This is a genomic window from Pseudomonas sp. KH_021 (genome assembly GCF_057838865.1).
Genome location: NZ_CM174477.1, coordinates 5,594,689 through 5,618,239 on the forward strand (window position 1 = coordinate 5,594,689; position 23,551 = coordinate 5,618,239).

The following is a 23,551-nucleotide window of genomic DNA, read 5'->3' on the forward strand; positions in this document are numbered from 1 at the left end:
CGCGATAATGCAATATGAAGCGGTCACCACCGGATTGCGCCGAATGTTCGGCATGTCATTGCAGGGAGTAGCATGTGACTATCTTTTCGTCTCAAACAAAAATACTGGTCGTCGATGATCAACCCTTGATCGTCGAAGAGCTTTGCGAATTTCTCCAGGGCAGCGGATATCTTTGCATCCCGTGCCATTCCAGCCGCCAGGCCATTCAGTTTTTTCACGACGACCCCACCATCAAGCTGGTGCTGTGCGACTTGAACATGCCCGAATATGACGGTGTCGAACTGGTTCAAGCGCTCAAGCTAGTGGCCGGGCCGGATCGCGCGTTCGAGGCGATCATGCTGACCGGTCGAGGTGATAAACAAGACGTCATCCGAGCCTTGCGCGAAGGTTTCGCTGACTATTATCAGAAGCCTGTTGATCTCGATGAGCTGCTGGAAGGCCTGAAGCGCCAGGAGCAGGCTTTGATAGAACGGCAGAAAAATGTCCAGCACTTGGGTCATCTGAACCAGAAATTGCAAACGCTGGCTGAATCCATTAACAGCCTGTACCAGGACATCGATAGGGCCCGCCCGGCCAGTGCCAATATCGATCTGTTGGTGGCAGTAGAGCCGTCTGACCTTGAAGTGATGCCGGCCGTCTTCAACCAGCTTTCACCGCGTCAACTGGAAGTCGCGCGACTGGTGGGCAAGGGCCAGACCAACTATCAGATTGCCTGTGAGTTAGGTATTACGGAAAACACCGTCAAGCTCTACGTTTCGCAGGTGTTGCGCCTGACCCACATGCACAATCGCACTCAACTGGCATTGGCCCTGGCCCCGAGCAGTTCGGGGCTTCGGCAGCGAGCGACTGCGCATTGAGTCGCCCTGTTTGAGTCACTCCTGCTGCACCCTCTCCCAGCGATAGAAGTCCGGGATTACGTACTTATAGGAATCCAACCAGCGCTGCATGGCCTGGTCACGCTCCTTGGGCGTCTCGGTCTGTGCAATTCTGGAGGCCTGTTCATTGCGTGCCTGCATCACCAGCCACCTCTCAGTGGTCTGCTGCGTCGGCGAAGAAGGGCCGGGTTCAATGGCCGATGCCAGCATCGGTGCCGCCAATAACGAGACCAGAACAAACCTGTTCATCTTCATGATCACACTTCCTTATTTGATATGGCCTGCAGCATCGTCGCCCGCCAGTGCGACCTTGTCGGCCGTGATGACAGAGGAGCCTGTTGTTTTCTTGAGTTCTTGCGCTCGACCCTGGGCATTCTGGACTTGCTCAGGGCTCAGGCCTGCACGAGTGACCAGTTCCGTAGCCTGTTTCCAATTGCCCTGGTAGATCAACAGCGTGACCAGGTTCACCGTGGCCAATTGATCCGACTGCTTGAGCTCCATGGCAGTCAAGAACTCGAAGCGGGCATCTTCCAGGCGTAACTGGTTGAGGTAGACCACACCCAGGTCATTGCGGATTTTTTCATCGGTGGGCGAAAGCCTGGCGGCGCGCTGTAGATGAGCCATGGCCAAACCATTGTCACCCTTGGCCGCTGCCAGTTGACCCAGACCATGTTCGCCTTCAGCGGCCATGCAGGAGGTGCCCAGTAGGCTGCGGTACAGCGGTTCGGCTTCGCTGCGGCCTAACAGCCGGTAGACTTTGGCCTTGCGCACTCGCACTTCACCCAGGTTTTCTGGCAGTCGCTCCAGGTTTGCAAGGCTTGCGTGCAAGCGGCCGTCATTGGCTATTTCATCGGCCATGCTCAATGAAAGGGTCTGCTCCTCTGTGGGTTTGCTGCAACTGGCAGCTCCCGCCATTCCCTGCCAGTGTACTTGCCCATTGCTGGCGCAACCGCTCAGTACCAACACGGACAACATCGCCAAAACTGCTTTCATTTAGCGCACTCCCTTCAGGAAATAAATGCCCGACCCAAGGCTATGACTCCAGGCCCTGCCAGCACGATCAGCAATGCTGGAAACAGAAACACCATCATCACAAAGGACATTTTCCCCGATAGTTTTGAAATTTTTTCTTGTAGGCCCGTCAGTCGACGATCATCGAGTAGCTGTTTGAGAGAAAGCAGTGATTTCATTGCACCGCCGCCCTGCTGGATTAATTGCTGCAAAATCACGCAGGTGTCGGTGAACTCGTCAACCGCCAACAGCCCCGCAGTCGCCTCAAGTTCTGAAGACAACTCCAGACCTGAATCGACTCGACTCAGAACCTGACGCAACTCACTGGAAAGAATTGGCAGAAGCTCTCGACCTTCTTGGCTGAGAATCCGTAATGACTGCTCAACCGCCAGCCCGGATTCAAACAAAATCCGCAACAATGGAATAAATGTAGAAACCTCTTCGGCAACTTGTTGCTGACGAAAATTCGCTGCATAAGCAAGTGCCCGCTTGGGCAATAGATAACCCGCGCCTGCCGCCACAATGGGAGCAATCCACGCATGAACCGGAGCGTCGTTCATCACAGACTGGACCATCAGCACCACCAAGAAAGCCGCAATGGGAAACCCTATCTGGCAGGCCGCGAACAGTGACCGTTGACTTGCCCTGCGCCAACCGATGCGATTGAGCAGCATCAAGGTTTCACTGTCCATTGTGATAGCGCGCTGACCCACAGTGCTGCGTCCTAACCCTTGTAGCAGGCCATTCAGGCGATTGTCGGCAACCATTCGCCCCTGCATCCGCTCAGTCACACGTTGCTCACGGCGCTGTTGCCGAACCAGCTGGGTTGCAAGCAATGCAAATGCAGCAAGAAATAAAACGGCGCAAACCAATAGAGGCATCATTCAAACACTCCGCAACATGCGCCAAAGCGTTATGCAGCCGAAGGCCTGCAATGCAAACGCGCCCAACAACATGATATGGCCTGTCTCGTCACGCCACATGGTTAACAGATATCCAGGATTGCTCAGCAGAAAATAACCGGCCACGCTAACAGGCAACAACGCCAGTACAACCGCAGTGATCCGAGTCTCGCCGGTCATCGCACGCAACTGCCTGGCGCCCTGTTCACGCTCACGAATCAGTTTGATGAGGTTTTCCAGCAGCTCACTGGCGTTACCGCCATAGCGGTGGTTGATCCTCAGCCCTAATGTCAGCATGTACAGCTCGTCTTTTTCGTACAGGTCGGCCAGATCCTGCATGGCATCCGGCAAACTAACCCCCATCTGCACGTTACGCTTCACACGCCCCATTGCATCAGAGAGCGGAGCGCTTGAGGCATCGATAGCATTAAGAATGGCATCGGCCAGGGTCCGCCCAGATTTCAGACTGCGTACCGCGTGATCCAGAAAGTTGGGCAACTGGCTGATCATTTTCTGGACACGCCGGTGATAGAGCCAACTGACGTATAGGCGTAACACCACTGGGCACAGTACAAACGCAGCCAGCGCAATGACCCACCCTCCGACCATCAAGCCAAGCACCACCACGAACGCCCATCCCAACAACCATCGACCCATTTGGTCGCCCGGTCGACCAAGGCCTGCACGCAGAAAAGCTCGCTCCAACCAGACAATTTGAGGCTTCTGCGGATCGACCTCGAGCGTCGGCAGACCGAGCCGCTCCATAACACGTTCATTATCCGTCTTGCGAAGACCACTATAGAAAAGACGAACGGCAACCCCTGCCATCAGAAGGCACGTCAGGCACAACAAAAGTGGCCCCATCATGTTGCTCCTTCCTGCAAAGTGGGCAGACGCCGCAATTTATCACCCGCAGGGTTGATGGCATCGCGCACGAAGGTCCCGCCGTCTCGGCGCTCAAGGCGGAACAGCGTATTGGTGACGTAGACGTCATCGCGCACACCGACAACTTCAACGACTTCACTGACGCAACGCCGGCCGTCTGGCAATCGTGTGAGCTGAATAACCACATCCAGCGCCGCGCAGATCATCTGCCGCAGCGTCTTTTCTGCCACCTGTCGCCCGGTCAGCCCCACCAGCGTCTCCAGTCGCAACAAGGCATCCTGGGCATTGTTGGCGTGCACTGTACTCATGGAACCATCGTGGCCGGTGTTCATGGCCGTGAGCACATCAAGCACTTCCACACCCCGGATTTCACCCAACAGGATCCGGTCAGGACGCATCCGCAAGGCGTTGCGAATCAGGTCACTGGCCTTGACCTCGCCATGGCCTTCGGCATTGGGCGGCCGGGTCTCCAGGCGCACCACATGGTTGTGGCCCAGTTGCAGTTCAGCCACGTCTTCGATAGTGACCAGGCGCTGGTGCGGGTCAATGTACTGGCTGAGAATGTTCAGCATGGTCGTCTTGCCGGTACCAGTACCGCCACTGACCAGAATATTGCAGCGCTTGCGCACGGCATATTCGATGAATTCGAGCATGGGTTCGTCGACCGTTCGAGTCGCGATCAAGTCGGCGCTCTTGAGCATGTCTCTGCGAAATTTACGAATCGACAGGCACGGCCCGTCTAGGGCAATCGGAGGAATGATGGCGTTGACTCGGCTGCCGTCCGGCAGGCGGGCATCAACCATAGGTGACGATTCATCCAGACGCCGACCCAAAGGCGCCAGAATCCGCTGCATGACCCGCTCGACGTGGTGGTCGTCGATAAAGCGCAGGTCGGACTGATGCAATACACCGTGACGCTCCACAAACACCCGATAGGGTCCGTTGACGAGGATCTCGGTCACGGTCGCATCGCGCAACAACACTTCTAACGGCCCAAAACCGGTGAGTTCATCCACCAGCTCTTCGGCCAGCCGCTCCATCTCATAGCGCGACACAGCCAAATGCGCGCTGGCGATATAGTCACCGACCTTACCGGTCACGAAGTTGGCCAATGCCGGTCGTGAGCCTTCAAGCAAGTTTTTGCCTGAGTCCTCGATGGCATCGATCAAATGGCGATGCAAGGCAAGCTTCAAGCTTTGCGGATCACTTCCACTAGGGCGACCGCCAAACAGTTTTTCCTTGCTCATCGCGCCCCCCACAGGCGCTGGAACCAGCGGCCGGCCTCCGGTACATGCTCCGATCGCTGGGCCAGGCTATCTCCCAGCGCTTTGAGACCCTGGCTGAGGTTCTCCCGCGGTGCCAGTTCGAAAAGGGTCACGCCTTGATTCTTGGCATTGAGGCGAACCTCCGGGCTGTTCGGTAACGCTGCAAGCAGCGGCAGCCCGAAGCTTTTAGCCAGGTACTCGGAATTGGGTGCCACGTTACTCAAGTAGCGATCAACCAATAGGTGGGCGTGGTCGAGCTTCATGCCTTTATCGCGCCATAGCGTCAACATGGTCATGTTACGGCGGCAGTCGAGCACACTTTGATCGGTATACCAGATCAGTTTGTCGCAGTGACTGACGATGGTGCGCAGTGCTTCGCTGTCCGTATGCCCAACCAGATTCACGACGATGTGCTGAAAGTGCTGGCGCAAGGCGCTTAGCAACATATAGAGCTCTGCCGCGCTGGTTTGCTCCAGAGACTCATCGCTTTCAGAAAAGGCCAGCAGTCGCAGACCATGGGGGCCCGTTACAAAGGCACTATCGATCATCGTGCTGTCGAGTCTGCGCAAATGGCGCAAGGCATCGCCAAAATGGAACGATGATTCCAACCCTAATATCGACAGGCTGTCATTACGTGGCAAGCCTAGGTCCAGCAGCAGGGTTTGCTGCCCACTTTTCTGCACGCCTAGCGCCATATGAGTGGTCAGCAGGGCTCCATCGGCGTTGCATTGCGCGCCGTAGAGCACCGTCAGCCCCCCCAGGTCCGGATTCGGCGCCACGGGTGGAAGGCGTTTGCTGAGGCGCCGAACCAGCCCGGCCACCTCACTGGCTCGCGACCCGTAAGCCACGAAGTCCCGCGCACCAGCGCGCATGGCATTGAGCACCAGCTGGTTATCCATACCATCGCCCAAGGCCACAATGGCGATCATTGGCTTGGCTTCTAGGACGCCTTCAATCAGGGTGCTTTGGCTGACCAGGTTCTCCCGGTCCAAGCCAATGAAAATCACGTTGGCGAAGGTCACGTCGATCAGCGCCAGCAGTTCATCCAGGCTGCTACCGGCTCCCACTATCTGGCCCAGCGGAGCCAAGGCGCCTTGCAACCATTCCAGATCACCCTCATTACGGGTGATTGCCAGAAACGTCTGACTCAGGTTCTCGCTCATTGGGATAACCCACTACGGCGGTCAAAGTTGCCGTTTTCCAGGAAGAACAGGCGGTACCAATTCGGATCATAAGTGCGCAGGTGTTCACCGGGCAGTTGTGGCAGGGCCGCGTTGGCCGCCAGCGGTTGAACCAGGTGGGGAGTTACAATCATCAGCAATTCACGCTCTTCGCTTTGAATCGCCGAGCTTCGAAAGAATGCCCCCAATATCGGGATGTCTCCAAGCCCTGGGAATTTATTCACCGCCGACCGGTTGTTACTGCTGATCAAGCCACTGATCACGAAACTCTCGCCATCTGCCAGCGAGATACTGGTGTCGGTTCGTCGAACGGTCAGTGCCGGTACGGTCACACCCGCGATACTTACCGCATTGGTAAAGTCGAGCTCACTGACTTCCGGCGCCACCTTCATGACGATGCGATCTTTGCTGATCACCGTCGGTGAAAGCGCTAGGCGAATACCAAACTCTTTGTACTCAATCGAAACAGAGTCGCTTCCTGAACTGGGAACCGGAATGGGAATCTCGCCACCTGCAAGGAAGCTCGCCGTCAAACCGCTGAGCACTACCAACGAAGGGCGCGCCAGTGTGTAGGCAAAACCGCTGTTTTCAAGGGCATTGATCATCCCAAGCACCTTGCTGCTACCACCCCCCCAAACGATGTTGAACATGTCGTTGGCAAGCGGAATGGCCGGCACCGTCGCGCTGACGGTACCGGGCGATACGGTAACACCTGGGACGGTACCGGGCGCTCCGAAAAGAAAATTGTTCGACCCCTTACCGAAGATCGAAGCACCTGCTTCCTTGAGCTTGGATCGGCTGACTTCAACGAATCGAATATCGGTCTGTACCTGCGAAGGCAACAGCGGGTCCTGCGAAGGGGGAATCGAGGTGGGGGCCATGTCGTTGGTGGCCCTGCCCTTGACGAATACCATGCTTTGGCTTGGTTGCTTCGAACAAGCGGTCCAGACCATCAAGCTGGTGACCCCCGTTTCCATGCCCGTCAACGTAAAGCCGTCAGAACCGATCGGCTGAACATCAGCAATTTTTGGGTCTCCTATAGCAACACGAGTGATTGCTACCGGCGCACGCATTTCTTGCTGCAAACCCTGACCCACTTCGACGACTGAAGGAATTTGACTCGCGGTTGAACAACCGACGGGAGCGGCCAGGGCAGCAGTAAAGGGAGATATCGAAAAAGCCAGGGCGGTACCCGCCAATAATGTGCATAGCGGCACGGAACGACTGCGCATAGTTGGGCATCCTTGCAGAAATCAGGGGGTTTTCTGGGCGACTTGAGTACCGCGTATCACTTCCATGCCGCGCGGTTTGGCAGCAGCGGCAACTGTGGTGGGCGCTCTTTCAGGCGCAGCTTGTGACAACTGACTGAAGCGATAGAGTTGGCGGTTGACTGCATCCAGGTTATGCGTGTGGTTCTCGTTGGCCCAATAACGCTCCAAATTCTTTTCATCCGCACTGCGTACTGCCAAACGTAGAGAGCCTGCCTGAGCGGCCAGCATCAAACGGCTAACCAACGCTTCAGGCACGGCAACAACAGCAGTGCGCACTGCCTCGGACCGCTGAACGTGTTTCTCTTTGTCCTTGCCTTCACCAACCTCTGTGGCAGGCTTGCCATCGTTGGCCACTCCAAGGGTTTCGCCGAAGCTCAAAAGGCGTAGAGCGGGCAACGCAACTTGTGCCGACTGTTGAGGATTATTTGTCTCGGAGCGCAAGAAAACGAGCACATCGACATAGTCTCCAGGGCGAACCTGCCCTGCGGCGCCGATCACTTCATCGACGCCAATGGCAACAGCCCGCTCACCTGGGCGAATCATCCGTGCCAGAGGGCCACCACCATCGAAGCTTGAGTCTTCAAGCCAACTGCCAGCAGGCAAGGCTCGCCAAGTACTGCGCCCAATCACTTCCTCGGGTTTTTTGTAGCTGCCTGCCGGCGCCACCTGAAGGTGCTCGACGACGATGTCATCAGCGGTCAGGGCTGTGTAGGCTGGGACATCTCGGCGCAACACCAGGACAGGGTTGCGAATTTCGTTGGTAGCCTTGGCTACAACTTGCTCGACAGGTGCAGGTGCCACCGGATCTGGCGTTGCCACCGCGACCACAGGTTCGGGGGCACGACTCAAGACCAGCCCCCAATACCCGGCAATGATCGCACCCAGTAGAAAAATACCCGCCAGCACCATGGTAAAACGACTGCTCATGACGATCCCTCCCCTTACTACTTCCTTAGAACGCCAGCGCAGAGCCTTGGCACGCTGTGGCGGAAATAACTATTTCGCTATTACAAGGTAGCGCAAACAAACCAAAATGCCATCATCGAAATGCAAATAATTGACGCACTAAATCGGAACTTTCAAAAACAACAACTTAATGACGTCAACTTTAGAATTATAACTTTAGTGATAATGCTTTCTTACAGTTGCTGTGGATCCTGTTATTGACAATGCTGTGATGGCAAAGGGGAATCACCCCGGCGGTTTAAATGTCTGCATCGCTGGATGCACAAGGAGATAGGAATATGAACCTGCTGCGTTTTTTCAAAGGTATTAGGCGATTCCTTGGCGATAAGGAAGGTGCATCCGGTATTGAGTATGCAATCATTGCAGCGATGGTCGCTGTTGTCATTGCAGGACTTTCTCCAGGTGTGGGTACCGCAATCACCACCAGTTTCGGCAAAATCAATACTGCTCTGGGCACGCCCGTCGGCGGCTAACTTTCAAGCATACATGCATCAAAATACGCTCATGAATTAAGTAGGTACATCCCATGCCGGCACCTTCCCCACGTCAACAACTCCTGTTAGTCGACGATGAAGAAGACGCTTTACTGGAACTGGCCGAACTGCTGGAGGGCGAGAGATTTTCCTGCTTCACCGCCACTTCGGTGAAACTCGCCCTGCATCACCTGACTCTTCACCCGGACATCGCCTTGGTGATTACCGACCTGCGCATGCCAGAGGAAAGTGGCATGTCGTTGATCAAGCGGCTACGCGCTCATGCGGATCGCCAGTATTTACCGGTCATTGTCACTTCGGGCCACGCCGATATGGATGATGTTAGCGACATGCTGCGGTTGCATGTACTCGATCTGTTCCGCAAGCCTATTTATCACGTTCGTTTGCTCGAAACGCTTAACAACCTATTTCCCCAACCCCGCGCTCATCTGGCGAACCAAAACCAGATGTAGGCGCGGGACTTTTCTTGTTTGTTGAATAGGCGATCAATAATAACTCCCGGGATAGCCAATTGCTTCCCGGGAGTTTTTTGTATCCAAACCACTTACAATTGGTAGGTGAAACTTATGGTATACCGCGGACGTCGGTTAAAACTGTCCAGCGCAATATCCGACATCGGCTTGGCGGCTTCCAACGCAATGTTGTAATAGCGCGCATCGCCAAATCGAAGCCCTAGGGCGATGGATGAAAGTTCGGAATCCTGGATCGGCTGGTCGTTGAATTTGACTCTCGCCGCATCCACTACGCCATAGGGTTGCAGCACTTTCACCCAGGCGCCATCACGCTTGAAGCTGTAGTTGAGTTCATAGGCCGCCCCCCAGCCTTTGTCACCTGAAGCCTGGTCGCTTGGGTAGCCGCGGCCGAAGGTTTGCCCGCCGAACACGGCGCGTTCGCTGTCGGCCAGGTTGTCATCGGACCAATAGACGGCCCCGGAGATGACGCCCTGCCAGTTTTCCAGGAAGCGATTGCTTTGCACGCCCGACAGGCGCAGGCGGAAGAAGTCGAGATCGTAGCCGGCCTCGGTTTTCGCACCCATGCCGTCGATGCCCCGATACAGGCCGGCACTGAGGATTCGAAGCTGTTCGGCGTCTGATTGACTCCAATCGCCTTCGATCGCCAGCGCCCGGATATCCGTGCGCGTGTTGATCTCGACTGGGAAGCCGACTACCTGGTAATCGGTCTTGTCATTGACCGCGTACAGGCGCCCGCCCAGGCTGAGCGACTCGGTGGGCGAGGCGATAAAGGGGTGGGTCACGCCGAGGGAGAAGCGGTCGTTTTCTCGATGGGGTTTGAGTTCGAGGCCGTTGTCCAACAGCAGGTGGGTGCCGGGGTCGCTGCGGTAGGTCGAGGCCGACAGGCTTAGTTGGGTGCCTTCGCTGCCCATGAACTGGCTGTAGTCCAGGCGGTAGTAATGTTCGTGGTCTTCGCCTGGGGGGAACAGGCCGCTCACGGTGATTTGCTCGGCCCATGAGGTTTGCGCGTTGCTGCTCAGCGACAGCAATGCCTGGGTTTGATCGCGGCTGCCTTCGGTCAGGTTCAGGCTGGTAGTGATGGGTTTGCGCGAAGCTTGTGCGATCAGTTTCGAGCCGCCGTCGGTGGTGCCCGGTGGCGGTACTTGCGCCTGCAGGGTCAGGCCGGGCACGCGACTCATCAAGGTGGTGTAGCGCTCGAAGGTCTTGCGGCTCAAGGGGCGTTCGGCCTTGAGCTGGGTGATCAGTTTGTCGATGTACTTGGACACCGGGCCGATATCACCCTTGAGTTCGTAATAGCGGATGTAGCCTTCTACGAGTACGACGCGGACCAGCCCATCCTTGAAATCTTGCTGCGGCAGGAAGGCATAGGACAGCAGATAGCCGTCGCTCTGGTAGCGCTGGGTGAGGCTGCGGGTTGCGTCGATCAACTGGGCCAGGGTGGTTTGCTGGTTGATAAACGGCGCGTAGGCGGCGCCCAGCTCTTTGAGTGGATAGACCGTGCCGCCCTCGATGCGAATCTTGCGCACCAGCACCTGGGTGTTCATCAGCAAGGGTTGTTGCGACGCTTTGGGGCTGGGCAGTTGAAGGTTGGGCGTGGTGGGTCGGAAGGCATCCGTTGGAAGGTTGGAAGCCGGCAGGTTGCGTTCGACGTCGTTGCTGTTGAGATAACGCGGAAGGGTATCGGCAAAAACACTGGCAGAACTCAAGCCCAGCACCAGTACTGCAATAGCTCGCATAGGACACTCCATGACCGATAAGACTTCCTGAAACACCTGACCGTTGTAGGAGCCGGGTTTACCCGCGATGGCCGCACCGCGATACATCAGGCAAACCGCAGCGCATTCATCGCGGCTAAAGCCGGCTCCTACCCGACCGTTGTAGGAGCCAGGTTTACCTGCGATGGCCGCACCGCGATACATCAGACAAACCGCAGCGCATTCATCGCGGCTAAAGCCGGCTCCTACCCGACCGTTGTAGGAGCCGGGTTTACCCGCGATGGCCGCACCGCGATACATCAGACAAACCGCAGCGCATTCATCGCGGCTAAAGCCGGCTCCTACCCGACCGTTATAGGAGCCGGGTTTACCCGCGATGGCCGCACCGCGATACATCAGGCAAACCGCAGCGCATTCATCGCGGCTAAAGCCGGCTCCTACCCGACCGTTGTAGGAGCCGGGTTTACCCGCGATAGCCGCACCGCGATACATCAGACAAACCGCGGCGCATTCATCGCGGCTAAAGCCGGCTCCTACCCGACCGTTGTAGGAGCCGGGTTTACCCGCGATAGCCGCACCGCGATACATCAGACAAACCGCAGCGCATTCATCGCGGGTAAACCCTGCTCCTACGCGGGTTCAGCTTAGGGGGTAGATGAACGGTCGTCGAACCGAATCAGCGTTGCCCATGAAGCTTACCGGTGAGGCCATTGAGCAGGCCGCCCAAGCCGCTGGTTGCGCCGGTGCCGCTGCCGGCCTCGGCCCCGTTGGCGTTGAGCAGCGTACCGACTTGGGCGACGGTACCGCCCACTGCGTTCACCGTTGCACCCAGGTTTGTGGCCACGGGGTTGTTGGACGTGCCGGCGATGCTGGTACCCAGGCCGCTCACGGCCGAACCCAATTGGGTGGTCAGCCCAGCGACTGGAGCCCCCAGGCCAGTGGCGCCGCCCACTTGCTGGGTGACGTTGGCGACCGAGTTGATCACCGGGGTCAGGCCGGCGCTGACGTGAGAGGTCAGCCCCGCAACCGGTGCACCGAGCGCGGTGTTGGGAGCGCCGGAACCACCGAGGATCGGGCCGGCCGAAGCGACGGTGTTGCCACCCGACAAGCCGGTCAGGCCAAGGCCGCCGAGTACTCCGTTGTTGGTCCCGCTGGCCACGCCCAAACCTGCGCCGCCAACGATACCGCCCACCGCTTCCAGCAAGCCGCCATGGCCGCCGCCATTGGCCGGGGCTACATAACCACCTGCGTTGCTGGTAGCGCCGGAAACGTTGGACAGCACACCGCCGACCAGGGAGGTGACGGGGTTGCCACCGCCTGCGCCCGAGACTTTGTCGCCTGCAGCGTCAAGGGTGCCGCTGACTTTTTGCAGCAGCCCGTTCACCGGATCGCCCAGGCCGGTACCACTGCCCAGGTTGCCGGTGGTGTTTTCAACCAGCGAGACCACGGGCACCAGCACGCCATTGCCGAGTTTGCTGGTCGCGTCGCTCAAGTGGCCGTCGGTGACAGCGCCGGTGAGGGTGTTGCCGAGCATGGTCACCGCATCACCCACGTGGGTGACGACACCGCCCACGGTCGGTACGACGTGGCCAACCAGGGGTACTTGCGAAATGGGGGAGTCGGTCGCCAGCGAAGAAAGGCTGCTGCCCAGATCAGAGACACCACCACCCAGGCCGGAAACGGCGCTGGTGACGCCGCCAACAGTGGTGCCCACGGCATTGTTGCCTGTGCCCAGCTGGCCAAGCGCTTCGCTCAGGCCTGTGCCGACGGTATTGACCGCTTGCGCAACCGTGACCACCAGGCCGCCGCCCGTGGAACCGACCACCGGCACGCTGCCCAGCGTGGAGCCAAGATTGCCCAGGCCGCTGGCCACGCCGGTCAAGGTCGTGCCAACGCTGTCCACCACAGTCGCCGTCACCAGTGGAGTGCCTGTACCGGTACCTGGGCCGGTGCCGGGGCCAGTACCCGGATCGGTGCCAGGCCCCGTGCCTGGACCAGTGCCCGGATCAGTGCCAGTGCCAGGGCCGGTACCAGGATCAGTCCCGGTAATGGGCCCAGTGCCTGTGCCTGTGCCTGTGCCTGCGCCATCGCCGCCGCCAGTGCCGCCAGTGCCAGCGCCTGTACCATCGCCGCCAGTCCCCGTTCCGTCTTCTCCTGTTCCGTCGCCACCGGTGCTAGTACCGGTGCCATCCGTGGTACCGCTGGATTCATCCACCGAGCCGTACGAGCCACCGCCACCGCTATGGCAACCGCCCAGGCTCATGCTGACCGCCAGCACCAAGGCTAACGCAGTACTGGCTTTCCCTATCAAATGACTGTTCATGGCTAATCCCTGCTGACGCTCATATGGCAATCCGAAAAGTGGCTACACGTAGGCGCAACAACTCCGTATGGGTCGCATTTATCAGGGGTCGGCCATTAAGCTGCAATTCCCAACTTGGTATTAATAACTTATATACAGGCCTGAATAATTAACCGAATGCCTAGTTATAAAAAATTTATTTGCTTTTAAAATCAATAACTAATAACTACAAATAATACACATAGAATAATGTCATTTTTTCGCCACACCCAACTAACCTGCGTCGCCAGCAACAACTGGTTATACTATCGCGCCTTTTTACTGGAGATGACCAATGCCCGCCCCCGTCTGGTGGCTACTGTGCCTGCCGTTTATTGCCGGCGCCTTCATACCCCTGCAAGCGGGGATCAACGGTCAACTGGCCAAGCAGGTCTCCAGCGTGTTCGCCGCCGCACTGATCTCCTTTGCAGTGGGGTCGCTGGCACTGCTGGCGCTGGTGTTGTCACAGCGCGAAATGCCGGGTTTCGCAGCGCTCAAAGGCCTGACGTGGTGGCACTGGAGCGGCGGCCTGTTGGGTGCGTTCTTTATCACCACCGCCGCGTTCACCGGCCCTCGCATCGGCGCGATGCTGTTTATGGCGCTGGTACTGGCCGGGCAACTGGCGATGGCCCTGGCGCTGGATCATTTCGGCTGGGCCGGCTTTCGCCAATCGTCTGTCACCTTCGGCAAGGTCGCAGGCCTGGTGCTGATCCTGGCCGGCGTATGGATGATCCGTCGCGGCTGAGGTCGTTCAATCGATCACGTCGAATTCGACCCGGGCCATCTGGCCGCTTTCATCCAGCACGCTGAGCTGATGTCGGCCCACCTCGATAAAACTGGCCGCCAGGCTGTCCTGGCCTAGGGTTTCGCCCTGCGGCCTGCCGTCGATAAACCACCAGCGCCGCCCTTCCCCGCCCAACGCTGACAGCTTGAGGCGCAGGGGCTCGTGGCTGGCCGCCGGACGGCGCAGGTGATCGGCCTCCCGTACACCGATAATAGAAAGCGGCGATTGGGCGGTCAGCACAGGCGGGCATGCACTATCGATGGCGGGCAAGCGGGCTTCCCGGCGCTCAGCCCGAGTCAGCCAAGGCTCCAGGGGTGCAGGCCATACGGCGATAGCTCGCGGCTGGGCGCTAGGGCAGCCGGGGCCAACCCGCAGTCCCTCGGCATTGACCCAGGTTTTTTCCAGCAGGCCGACACTCAAGGGTTGATCGGCCGCCATCAAGGTCGGTGGCGTGGTGCCGTCCAACGTCCAGGCAAAACGTTGGCGCCGACAGTTGTTGTCGTGACGCGCCAGCGGCTGGCCCAAAGGCCAGCAAATGGCAGCCACCCCAACGCTGGCCGGCACCGCCAGTACAGGGGTGGCGATGCCGCGCTGGCTGTCGCGATTGGTCAGCACGTCGTGGACTTGCAGCATCAAGGGCGCCGCCGATGCCAGGCCAAACTGCCCCGGCACCGGCGTGCCGTCCGGGCGGCCGATCCAGATACCGATCAAATAACGCGGGCCAACGCCAATCGACCAGGCATCGCGAAAGCCATAGCTGGTGCCGGTCTTCCAGGCCAGCACCGGGCGTTGCAGCAAGTCGGCATGCGGGTCCAGGTCGGGTCGGGCCTGGCCTGCGAGAATGCGCCGCACGATCCAGGCGGCACCGGGCGACATCATGGGCCGTTCGCGCAGCAAATCCTGAGGCTGGAAGCGCAAGCCCGCGCTCTTGCCGCCTCGGGCAAAGGCGCTGTAACCGGCCACCAGATCTTCCAGGCGGCTGCCTGCCCCACCGAGTGCCAAGGAGAGATTGGGCTCGGCCAGTGTCGGCAGCAGCAATGACAACCCACCGTTGCGCAACTGCGCGGCAAAGCGCTTGGGCCCCAGGGCCTCCAGCAACTGCACCGCCGGCAGGTTCAGTGACAACGCCAAGGCAGAGCTTGCCGCCACCGGGCCGCTGAACCCTGCCGAGAAGTTGCCGGGCCGGTAATTGCCATAACGGCGGGGGACGTCCTGCAGCAAGGATTCAGAATGGATCAGGCCGGCGTCCAGCGCCATGCCATACAGGAACGGTTTGAGCGTCGAACCCGGTGAGCGCACGGCACTGACCATGTCCACATGGCCGAAGCGGCGCTCATCTGCGAGGTCGACCGAGCCCAGGTAGGCACGCACTGCCATGCTCTGCGCCTCGACCACCAGGATGGCCGCGGAGGTGCGCTCCGGCAAGCGCGCACGCCAGCCCAGCAGCAGGTCTTCAAGGCGACGCTGCAGGGCCGCATCCAGGGTGGTCTGGATCAGGGGTGGGCTGTCTCGTCGGTTCAGGCGGCGGGCCAGCAGCGGCGCCAAGGCGGGTTCCTGGCGCGGTGCCAGCAGCAGGGGCTCTTGCAGTGCTTCATCCACCCGAGCCTGCGGCCATACCTGGTACTCGGCCAGACGCTTGAGGACTTTATCGCGTGCGGCCTGCGCGCGTTTGGCGTGGCGATCGGGGCGCAATCGGCTGGGTGCTTGCGGCAGTACGGCCAGCATGGCGGCCTCGGCGGGCGTCAGGTGCAGTGGCGACTTGCCCAGGTACGCCCAACTGGCCGCGGCGACGCCCTGCAAGGTTCCGCCAAACGGCGCGCGGTTCAGGTACAACTCCAGAATCTGCTGCTTGGACAAGTGCCATTCCAACTGCAGGGTTCGCCACAGTTGGCGCAGCTTGCCCGACAGGGTTCGCGAATGCGGGTCCAACAGGCGCGCCACCTGCATCGACAAGGTGCTGCCACCCGACAACACGCGTCCACCCCTTAGGTTTTGCCAGGCTGCGCGCCCCAGGGCCACCGGATTAACGCCGGGGTGCTGATAGAACCAGCGATCTTCGTAGGTCAGGAGTGCCTGCAGGTAATACGGCGACACCTGCTCGGTGGTGACGGGATAGCGCCAAACGCCGTTGGCATCGGCGAAGCGCCACAGCGGCGTACCGTCTTCGGCCAGCACCACTCGCGCCAGGTCATCCGCCGGCAGCGGCAAAGGGAAAAGCCGATCCGCGACCCCTACCGCACAGGTCAGGCCCAACACCAGGCCCAGCCCCAGCACACAACGCCTGGCCACTGGATGGCGGGGCCATACTAAGCTCAAATACACGCCAACCCACCTTTATACGTGCGCACGGAACTGACCCTACGCAAGCGTGGCCCAAGGCTCAAGACAGGCGACTTCGCCCGACCATTGATCAGGATGCAAACATGCATGTAGAAAGCTTTTTTGAATGGCTGGGGCAAGCGCTCGGTGCCGTCATTCGTTTTATCGTCGACGGTTTGAGCGGGCTGTTTGGCATCCTCGCCAATGCGGGCAGCAACTTTATCGAAGGGCTTTCCTCCACCTTAGGCATGGACACTTCGCTGATCAGCATACTGCTGTTGATCATTGGCTTGATGCTGCTGTATTCAGCGGTGCGGGCATTCATGCGGGCCTCGATCGTGATGGGGATCATCTGGCTGATTCTGGGGTTGTGGATAATGAGCTGGTTGATTCACTGAACCCACCGTTCGCGGTATGTCTGATCCACCGCGGTGAAGGCGACACGGTAGATCAGATACACCGCGGTGACATCATCGCGGGCGAGCCCGGCTCCTACAAACACCACCGCCCCGGTAGGAGCTGAGCTTGCTCGCGATGAAGGCGACACGGTGGTCCGGCATTCCGGCGAGCCCGGCTCCTACCGGGGTTTGATGACCAGGCTGGGGGGTGTCTCACCCAGGGCCTGCCAGTTGGGCCGATACATTGATTCCACCTGCGGCGGCGGCACTTTGTAGGTGCCCGGTGTCACGGCGCGGGCCAGGTACAGCAGGTGCGTGGTGCCGTATCCGTCCAGGTTCAAGGCTGCCACGTAGCGGTCGTCACGAAACTCTTGATGCTGCAGGTTGGCGTTCTGCATCGCGTCACGCCATTCCTTCACATGGCTGCCGGCGTTGTCCAGGCTGGCGGCGCTCTGGGCCAGGTTTTGGTTTTCCAACTCCAACCCGGCTGGCAGCAAGTCCACCACCAGTGCATCCGGTACCCGCTGTTTAGCGGTGACGGCCAGATGCACCAGCACCAAGTCGCCACTGTTGATCGCCTTGAGGTTCAGCGCCCGGCCATCCAGCCCCAGATAGTCGCGACGAATGCTCAGGTTTTCACCCCCCGCAGTCGGCGCCTGCTGTGGATAACCCGAGAGCGTCATCTGCTGGTACAGGGTTTCGCTGCCAAGGTTGCGCACGCTTAAGGGTGAGGCGAGCAGCGGCCCTTCCAGTTTCAGTCCCGGTTGCGCATTGCTGAGCTCGCGCGTCTCGTTGGCGCTGGAGAACTGCGCTTGCCAAGGCACCTCGGGTTTGCCAAGAAAACCGCGCCCCGCCAGAAACAATGCATTGCGTTCCTGCGTCGAAAGCCACCGGCTGGCGGCCAGTTGATCAGACAGCTCGAACAAGCGCTGCTCTCGTTGCCCAGCAGCCAGATCGTTCTCTTGCAGCAGCGCCAGTATCAGCGCTTGATCGCGCAACGGGCTGCCATAGTCCGCCAGCCATTCATTGCCTTGGCGCGCTGCCACCAGCCCAGCCTGCATCGCCTGATCGGCGCGCGGCTGATCGCCCATTTTCTGCAGCGCAATGGACAGTTGTACCAATGGCAGACCGGAGCGGGCATCGGCGCGTCGTTCAAACAGGCTGCGCAGCGCGCCCAGTGGCGCCTGTTGGCTGCGGGCCAACACCAGGCCCGCATAAGCCTGCACGGCGAAGCGGGTGTGCTCGGCGTTCTCGCTGTAGCTGACTTCGATCAGGTTGCGCTCCTGCACATAGCGCAACAGCCGCTCGCTGGCTTTTTTCAAGGCCTCGGCCGGCACCGCGAAACCCTGCTCGCGAGCGCGCAGCAAAAAGTCGGTGACGTAGGCGGTCAGCCAATATTCTTCTTCGCCGTCCGCGCTCCACAGCCCGAAGCTGCCGTTGTAGCGCTGCATGCCCAGCAGACGCTCGATGCCCAGCTCGATCTTGCGTTGCCGTACATTTGCAGGCTCGCCTTCAAGGCCCAGGCGCTTGAGGGTGGCCGAGTCGGCGTACAGGGAAGGATAAAGCCCGCTGGTGGTCTGCTCCGAGCAACCATAGGGGTACGCCTTGAGCGCACGAATCTGCTCGCCCAGGTTCAAGGGCGGGCGGCTCGACAGGGCCAGCAAAGCTTCACGACCGGCGGGCTCAAATTGCTCCAGGTCACCCGCTGGCAGTTGCCACGGCTGGTCCTTGAGCACCACGCGATAGTGCTTGAGCTGTGCCGGGTAGGCCGGGCGCACGCCCAAGGTCCACTCGCGGCTGAAGGCGTTCAATGACTCGCCCGGCAGATCAAGGCCGTCGACCTGCACCCTGACGCGGCCCTGACCAAGCCCGCCCAGGGCCTGCACGGGAATTTTCAAGGTGGTGCGCTGGCCTTCGCTCAAGGTCACGCTTTGATCGGTAGCGCCGAGCAGCGTCAACTGGCCGTCTACCGCCAGTTGCACCTTGAGGGTTTGCGCCTTGCCAGACAGGTTCGAAAGATCCAACGCCAATGTGGTCTGGTCACCGCCGGCCAAAAAGCGCGGCGCTGAAAGCTCGGCAATCAGCGGTGCGGCAATCACCGTCTTGGCTTCGGCCATGCCATAGCGCTCGTCCGTCCAAGCCTGGGCCATCAGTCGCAACTCGCCGTTGAAGTCGGGTATGTCCAGGCTGACCTCACCCTCGCCCTGCTCGTTCAAGGCGACCGGCGCACTTTGCAGGGCGACGATGGTGATGCTGGTGTCCGGGCGCTTGCCGCCCTTGGCCAGGCCCGCGTCACCGCCAAAGGCCAGGCTGGCCAGACGCCCCTGCCCGGCCTCGATCAATTGCCCATAGATATCCAGTTGGTCAGCACCATAGGCCTTGCGCCCGAACAGGCTGGCAAACGGGTCTGGAGTCTTGTAGTCGGTGATGTTGAGGATGCCCACATCAACCGCCGCCACTAGCACATGCACCTGGCTGGGCACACTGCCGTCGGCATTGCGCGCCTGCACCTTGACCTTGAGGGGTTGCTTGGGTCGCATTTTTTCGGGTGCGCTGACCGTCAACGCCAGTTTTCGCTCGGCACGGTCCAGCGGCAGATGCAGCACCCCGACCGCCCGCTTGGGCGTGGTGTTGGCCTTGCGCTCGCCGGGGCGAATCACCAGGGCGCTGAAATACAGGTCGTGGCGCAGCCATTTCGGGTCGAGCTTGACCGCAAATTGCTTGCCTTCGGCCGGCACGTCGATTTCCTGCCACCACAATGGCCCCTCGCTGGACTCGACCAGCAGATAGCCTTTGCCCGCCGCAGGCGGGGTGACCGTCACGTTAGCGGTGTCGCCATCGGCATAAACCGGTTTATCCAGCGCCAACTTGACCTGATCGGGGCGTACTGCGCCGCCTTCAGCGTTGTCCTGGGCGCGGTAGCCCGCCCAGAAGCGCAAGCTGCTGACCAAGCCGGTCTGCGGGTCTTCGACTTCGACGCGGTACGGCCCCCACTCTACCGGGAAGCTGACCTTGGCCGTTTCGCCGCCTGCGATGTTCAACGTCTGCTCACTCAAAGTCAGGTACTTCTCGTTGAAGTTGTAGCTCCAGCCGTCGTTGTCGGAGTAGTTCCAGTAATAGTCGCGCCGCTCGCGCACCAGCCGCACCTTGAGGTTGTCGGCGGCCAGTTTGTGGCCGTCCTTGTCAGCCACCAGCAATTCGAACTCGGCCTGGGCATCACCGTCGGTTTCTTCGCCCGTGAACAAACCACGCACACCCGGCAGCCGGTCCGCTGGCCAGATAGGCTGGTTGAAGCGCCGGGTGATCGGCCGTCCACCGGACTCCTGCAAACTGGCCTGGACGATCAATTCCAGCGGCGAGCGCGCTTCGGCCCATTTGCTCTCGATCGACAGGGTTGCCTTGCCGGCATTATCGAGAGTGGTTTCATCCAGCTCCAGATCCTGGCTCAACTGTTCTTCGGTGACCGAGCCGAACTGATAGCCCGGCAGCGCCTCAACCGCCTCGCGCAGGGGGCGCACATACGCCTGCCCGCTCAGGCGATTACCCGAGGCCGGCGCACCATAAAGATAGCGGCCGGTGACATCGATCTCTACGCTCTGATCCGGGCTGATCGGGGTGTCGCTGCCCTTGAGCTCCAGGGCCAGGCGTTCAGGCAGAAAATCCTCGACCTGGAACTCGTACAGCTGTGGCTTGCCGTCGCCCAGGTCGAACACCAATTGCCAGCGACCGGTGGGGGCTTCGGCCGACAGCTCCAGGGGATATTGATAGAGCCCGCTGGCATCTGCCTCCCAGACAAACTTGCGGCTGACCTGCTCGTCTGGCCGACGGACTTCGACGTTGACCGGCTGGGGTTTGAGGGCACGGCCATCGTTGTCACGCAGCAGCGCATTGAGCAGCACCGTTTCACCGGGGCGATAAAGGTCACGCGGGCCAAACACGAAAAATTGCAACGGGTGCGCCTGCGGCCCCGTGATGTCGAACTCGGCCAAATCCAATGCGGCGGTATTCAATCGCAGCAACGTGGTTTGTTCACCCTGCTGGGCCACCAGCACCTCGGCCTTGGCAGGCAACGAAAGCTGCGCATGGCCACCCTGCTCGGTCTTGGCCTGGGCCAGTACTCGGCCATTGCCATCCAGCACTTCAAGCGCAACACCTTCCATGGCCTTGCCGCCCTCGAGCGCCTGGGTGAAAACGTCCAGGCGATTGCGATAGCGGTGCACTGAGACGCCGATATCGCTCAAGGTAAACAGCGTTGCCGGCTGCGAATAACCGTAGGTGCCCGAGGCACGCATCACGGCCAGGTACACGCCGGGTTGCTGCAAAGGCTTGAGACCGGCGATGGGCAACAGCACTGTTTCGCGGGTGTTGCGTGCAGGGTTCAAGTCAAAACGTCCACCGTAGACCAGCTCTGCCATCGGCAACAGGTCACGGGACTCATAACTCTGCAGGCTACTGTTGCGCCCCCACTGGCTGAGAAAGGCTGGCAAGGATTCGGGCTTGATACGAAAGAACTCGACATCGACCTTGGCCACGTTCAGGGCGATGACCGGCAGACCTTCAGCCAGTCGAGTGGGCAACAACGAACCGCGGCTGGCAAAGCCGATGCTGGGCTCAAGGTCGCGGGTTTCCAGGCGGCTGACGTATTCACTGGCCAGTTGCTGGCCGTTGACCGCCCGCACGCCGGCGTCGATGGTCAGCACCAGTTTGCGCTTGGGTTCAAGATGACGAAGGCGCAGCTCCATCAGGTTATCGGAGAGCTCCCATGCGCCATCGACCTTGCCATTCACGGTGTCGACCAGGTGCAACTTGTCAGCGACATTTTGCTGCGGGTCCAGAGGCACCGAGAACGACACCGACAAGGTGCTGGCCCCGTCCAGTTGCACTTCGGAAACGTCCGCCACGCTCAGTTCGCGCCCGGCATAACGCTGGGCCAAGGCCGCCACATCCTGAACGGGTTTGACCACAGGCTGTGCGGTCTGCGCGGGCTTTTCCACAGGCGTTGGCGCAGGATCTGGCTTGTCGCCGGTCGATGAATCACAGGCGCTGAGCAGCGCCAAGGCACAAGCCAGCCACAATCCTTTGTTCAACATGGAAACACTCTTGGGCAGGAGACTCTGAAGGGTTGAACTATAGGTCGTCTTCGGATTGACGGCCAAGGCCCATCGCTGCCGGTACAATGCCGGCTCTCAAGGAGCCCGCATGTCCCTATTCGCACAAGACTGGCGCGACCGCCCGACTCACCGCAAGGTCTGGGCCCTGGCCGCGCCGATGATTCTGTCCAATATTTCCGTGCCGATGGTGGCGCTGGTCGACAGTGCCGTCGTTGGCCACCTGCCCCATGCCCATCAATTGGGCGCGGTGGCGGTCGGCGCCAGCCTCTACAGTTTTTTGGCCTGGGCCATGGGTTTTCTGCGCATGGGCTCGACCGGTTTTGCCGCCCAGGCGGTCGGTCGCAACGATGGTGCGGGCTTGCGCCAGGTGTTGGTCCAGGGCTTGTTGCTGGCAATGCTGTTTGCGTTGTTGATCGGCGTGCTGGCCTTGCCCTTCAGTCATTTGGCGCTGAGCTTCATGCAGCCCTCGGCGGAGCTTGCGCAAACCACCCACGACTTCTTCCAGACTCGGTTGCTCGGTTTGCCCGCGGCGCTGGCAAGCTTTGCCCTGGTGGGCTGGTTTCTGGGTACACAGAACGCACGGGCGCCACTGGCGATTCTGCTGACCACCAATGTGCTCAATATCATCCTCAACCTGTGGTTCGTGCTTGGCCTTGACTGGGGCGTGGTCGGTTCGGCGCGGGCTTCGGTGATTGCCGAGTGGAGCGCCGCGCTGCTAGGCCTGGCCATGACCCGCCCGGCCCTGCGTGCACGTCCCGGCCAGATGCTGTGGGCGGCTTTGGCGACCTGGCAAAGCTGGCGCCCACTGCTGAGCGTCAACCGCGACATCTTTATCCGCAGCCTGGCCTTGCAGACGGTGTTTTTCCTGATCACGGTCCAGGGTGCACGGCTGGGGGACGCGACAGTGGCCGCCAACGCACTGCTGCTCAATGGCCTGCTGTTGACTGCCCATGCCTTGGACGGTCTGGCCCATGCCGTCGAAGCCCTGTGCGGACACGCCATCGGTGCGCGCGACCGGCTCGCCTTGCGGCGCTCGCTGAACGTCGCGGCGGGTTGGTCATTGCTGTGCAGTGTGGTGTTTGCCGTGCTGTTCCTGCTTGGCGGGCACCTGTTTATCGATTTGCAAACCAGCATCGCATCGGTGCGCGAAACGGCTTACCAGTACCTGCCGTATCTGGCGCTGCTGCCCGTGATTGCGGTGTGGAGTTACTTGCTTGACGGGTTGTTCATTGGCGCAACAAAGGCGCGGGAGATGCGCAATGGCATGCTGATCAGCGTGGCCATTGCCTTGCCGTTGGCCTATGCCGCCAGTGGCCTGGGCAACCATGGGCTGTGGCTGGGGTTTCTGCTGTTCATGGCCCTGAGGGCCGTAACGCTGGGGGCGATCGGCTGGCGCTTGCAGCGCCAGGATGCCTGGATTCGGTAAACCTGTAGCCGCTGCCGAGAGGCTGCGATCGCTGTAGCCGCTGCCGTTAGGCTGCGATCGCTGTAGCCGCTGCCGTTAGGCTGCGATCGACCGCAGAGCGGGCGCGGGATCTTGAGATCCGCGTTGGCGCCCCT

General features: G+C 60.1%; 19 protein-coding genes. 6 read left to right on the plus strand and 13 right to left on the minus strand.

The genetic code is table 11. The annotated features are described in order from the left end of the window. The first annotated feature begins 74 nt into the window (after nt 1–74). A complete protein-coding gene (locus AC3IX4_RS25815) occupies nt 75–857 on the plus strand; it encodes a response regulator (protein ID WP_489258135.1) in 783 nt (260 codons plus the stop codon). A gap of 15 nt (nt 858–872) precedes the next feature. Here the strand turns inward: AC3IX4_RS25815 and AC3IX4_RS25820 are convergent, their stop codons facing one another. Genes AC3IX4_RS25820 through cpaB form a run of 8 tightly spaced genes read right to left on the minus strand, consistent with a single transcriptional unit; the run spans nt 873 to nt 8,317 of the window. Further along, the gene (locus tag AC3IX4_RS25820; protein ID WP_489258136.1) at nt 873–1,130 is read right to left on the minus strand and encodes a DUF3613 domain-containing protein; all 258 of its coding nucleotides are present in this window, start codon (nt 1,128–1,130) and stop codon (nt 873–875) included. A gap of 12 nt (nt 1,131–1,142) precedes the next feature. Then, on the minus strand, nt 1,143–1,868 hold the full coding sequence (locus AC3IX4_RS25825; protein WP_489258137.1) for a hypothetical protein: 726 nt from the start codon (nt 1,866–1,868) through the stop codon (nt 1,143–1,145). 14 nt (nt 1,869–1,882) lie between these two features. Then, nucleotides 1,883–2,767, minus strand: a complete 885-nt coding sequence (locus tag AC3IX4_RS25830) for a type II secretion system F family protein (RefSeq protein ID WP_489261369.1) — start codon at nt 2,765–2,767, stop codon at nt 1,883–1,885. A gap of 3 nt (nt 2,768–2,770) precedes the next feature. Further along, complete coding sequence (locus AC3IX4_RS25835; RefSeq protein ID WP_489258138.1) at nt 2,771–3,655, minus strand: type II secretion system F family protein; 885 nt, start codon at nt 3,653–3,655, stop codon at nt 2,771–2,773. Further along, the gene (locus AC3IX4_RS25840) at nt 3,652–4,920 is read right to left on the minus strand and encodes a TadA family conjugal transfer-associated ATPase (RefSeq protein ID WP_489258139.1); all 1,269 of its coding nucleotides are present in this window, start codon (nt 4,918–4,920) and stop codon (nt 3,652–3,654) included. Before AC3IX4_RS25840 ends, AC3IX4_RS25835 begins: the two co-directional genes overlap by 4 nt. Then, a complete protein-coding gene (locus AC3IX4_RS25845) occupies nt 4,917–6,101 on the minus strand; it encodes a CpaE/TadZ family protein (RefSeq protein ID WP_489258140.1) in 1,185 nt (394 codons plus the stop codon). The genes AC3IX4_RS25840 and AC3IX4_RS25845 overlap by 4 nt, the downstream gene beginning before the upstream one ends. Then, nucleotides 6,098–7,351 (minus strand): type II and III secretion system protein family protein, encoded by a 1,254-nt coding sequence (locus AC3IX4_RS25850; RefSeq protein WP_489258141.1) that lies wholly within the window; start codon nt 7,349–7,351, stop codon nt 6,098–6,100. The genes AC3IX4_RS25845 and AC3IX4_RS25850 overlap by 4 nt, the downstream gene beginning before the upstream one ends. A gap of 21 nt (nt 7,352–7,372) precedes the next feature. Continuing rightward, nucleotides 7,373–8,317 carry a Flp pilus assembly protein CpaB gene (gene cpaB / locus AC3IX4_RS25855; RefSeq protein ID WP_489258142.1) on the minus strand — a complete coding sequence of 315 codons (945 nt, stop codon included), beginning with the start codon at nt 8,315–8,317 and terminating at the stop codon, nt 7,373–7,375. Nucleotides 8,318–8,634: 317 nt separating this feature from the next. On the opposite strand from cpaB, the gene AC3IX4_RS25860 reads away from it, so the two are divergent. Together AC3IX4_RS25860 and AC3IX4_RS25865 are read left to right on the plus strand one after the other, a co-directional pair. Further along, the gene (locus AC3IX4_RS25860) at nt 8,635–8,829 is read left to right on the plus strand and encodes a Flp family type IVb pilin (RefSeq protein ID WP_489258143.1); all 195 of its coding nucleotides are present in this window, start codon (nt 8,635–8,637) and stop codon (nt 8,827–8,829) included. Nucleotides 8,830–8,882: 53 nt separating this feature from the next. Continuing rightward, nucleotides 8,883–9,302 (plus strand): response regulator, encoded by a 420-nt coding sequence (locus AC3IX4_RS25865; RefSeq protein ID WP_489258144.1) that lies wholly within the window; start codon nt 8,883–8,885, stop codon nt 9,300–9,302. Between the two features lie 92 nt (nt 9,303–9,394). Here the strand turns inward: AC3IX4_RS25865 and AC3IX4_RS25870 are convergent, their stop codons facing one another. The 3 genes from AC3IX4_RS25870 to AC3IX4_RS25880 all read right to left on the minus strand — a co-directional run bounded on the left by AC3IX4_RS25870 (nt 9,395) and on the right by AC3IX4_RS25880 (nt 13,228). Beyond that, nucleotides 9,395–11,059 carry a ShlB/FhaC/HecB family hemolysin secretion/activation protein gene (locus AC3IX4_RS25870; protein WP_489261370.1) on the minus strand — a complete coding sequence of 555 codons (1,665 nt, stop codon included), beginning with the start codon at nt 11,057–11,059 and terminating at the stop codon, nt 9,395–9,397. A 655-nt stretch (nt 11,060–11,714) separates the two neighbouring features. After that, nucleotides 11,715–12,956: a collagen-like triple helix repeat-containing protein gene (locus AC3IX4_RS25875; RefSeq protein WP_489258145.1), complete on the minus strand. Its 1,242-nt coding sequence runs from the start codon at nt 12,954–12,956 to the stop codon at nt 11,715–11,717. Then, a complete protein-coding gene (locus tag AC3IX4_RS25880; RefSeq protein WP_489258146.1) occupies nt 12,953–13,228 on the minus strand; it encodes a hypothetical protein in 276 nt (91 codons plus the stop codon). Before AC3IX4_RS25880 ends, AC3IX4_RS25875 begins: the two co-directional genes overlap by 4 nt. A gap of 446 nt (nt 13,229–13,674) precedes the next feature. Here AC3IX4_RS25880 and AC3IX4_RS25885 point away from each other — a divergent pair, with 446 nt between their 5' ends. Continuing rightward, nucleotides 13,675–14,124: a DMT family transporter gene (locus tag AC3IX4_RS25885; protein WP_489258147.1), complete on the plus strand. Its 450-nt coding sequence runs from the start codon at nt 13,675–13,677 to the stop codon at nt 14,122–14,124. Nucleotides 14,125–14,130: 6 nt separating this feature from the next. Here AC3IX4_RS25885 and pbpC read toward each other — a convergent pair whose 3' ends face one another. Beyond that, nucleotides 14,131–16,452, minus strand: coding sequence for a peptidoglycan glycosyltransferase PbpC (pbpC, locus tag AC3IX4_RS25890; RefSeq protein WP_489261371.1), 2,322 nt, complete (start codon nt 16,450–16,452; stop codon nt 14,131–14,133). Between the two features lie 134 nt (nt 16,453–16,586). On the opposite strand from pbpC, the gene AC3IX4_RS25895 reads away from it, so the two are divergent. Then, nucleotides 16,587–16,880: a hypothetical protein gene (locus AC3IX4_RS25895; RefSeq protein WP_489258148.1), complete on the plus strand. Its 294-nt coding sequence runs from the start codon at nt 16,587–16,589 to the stop codon at nt 16,878–16,880. A 179-nt stretch (nt 16,881–17,059) separates the two neighbouring features. Here AC3IX4_RS25895 and AC3IX4_RS25900 read toward each other — a convergent pair whose 3' ends face one another. After that, on the minus strand, nt 17,060–21,970 hold the full coding sequence (locus tag AC3IX4_RS25900; RefSeq protein ID WP_489258149.1) for an alpha-2-macroglobulin family protein: 4,911 nt from the start codon (nt 21,968–21,970) through the stop codon (nt 17,060–17,062). Between the two features lie 109 nt (nt 21,971–22,079). On the opposite strand from AC3IX4_RS25900, the gene AC3IX4_RS25905 reads away from it, so the two are divergent. Beyond that, on the plus strand, nt 22,080–23,417 hold the full coding sequence (locus tag AC3IX4_RS25905; protein ID WP_489258150.1) for an MATE family efflux transporter: 1,338 nt from the start codon (nt 22,080–22,082) through the stop codon (nt 23,415–23,417). The last annotated feature ends 134 nt before the right edge of the window (nt 23,418–23,551 follow it).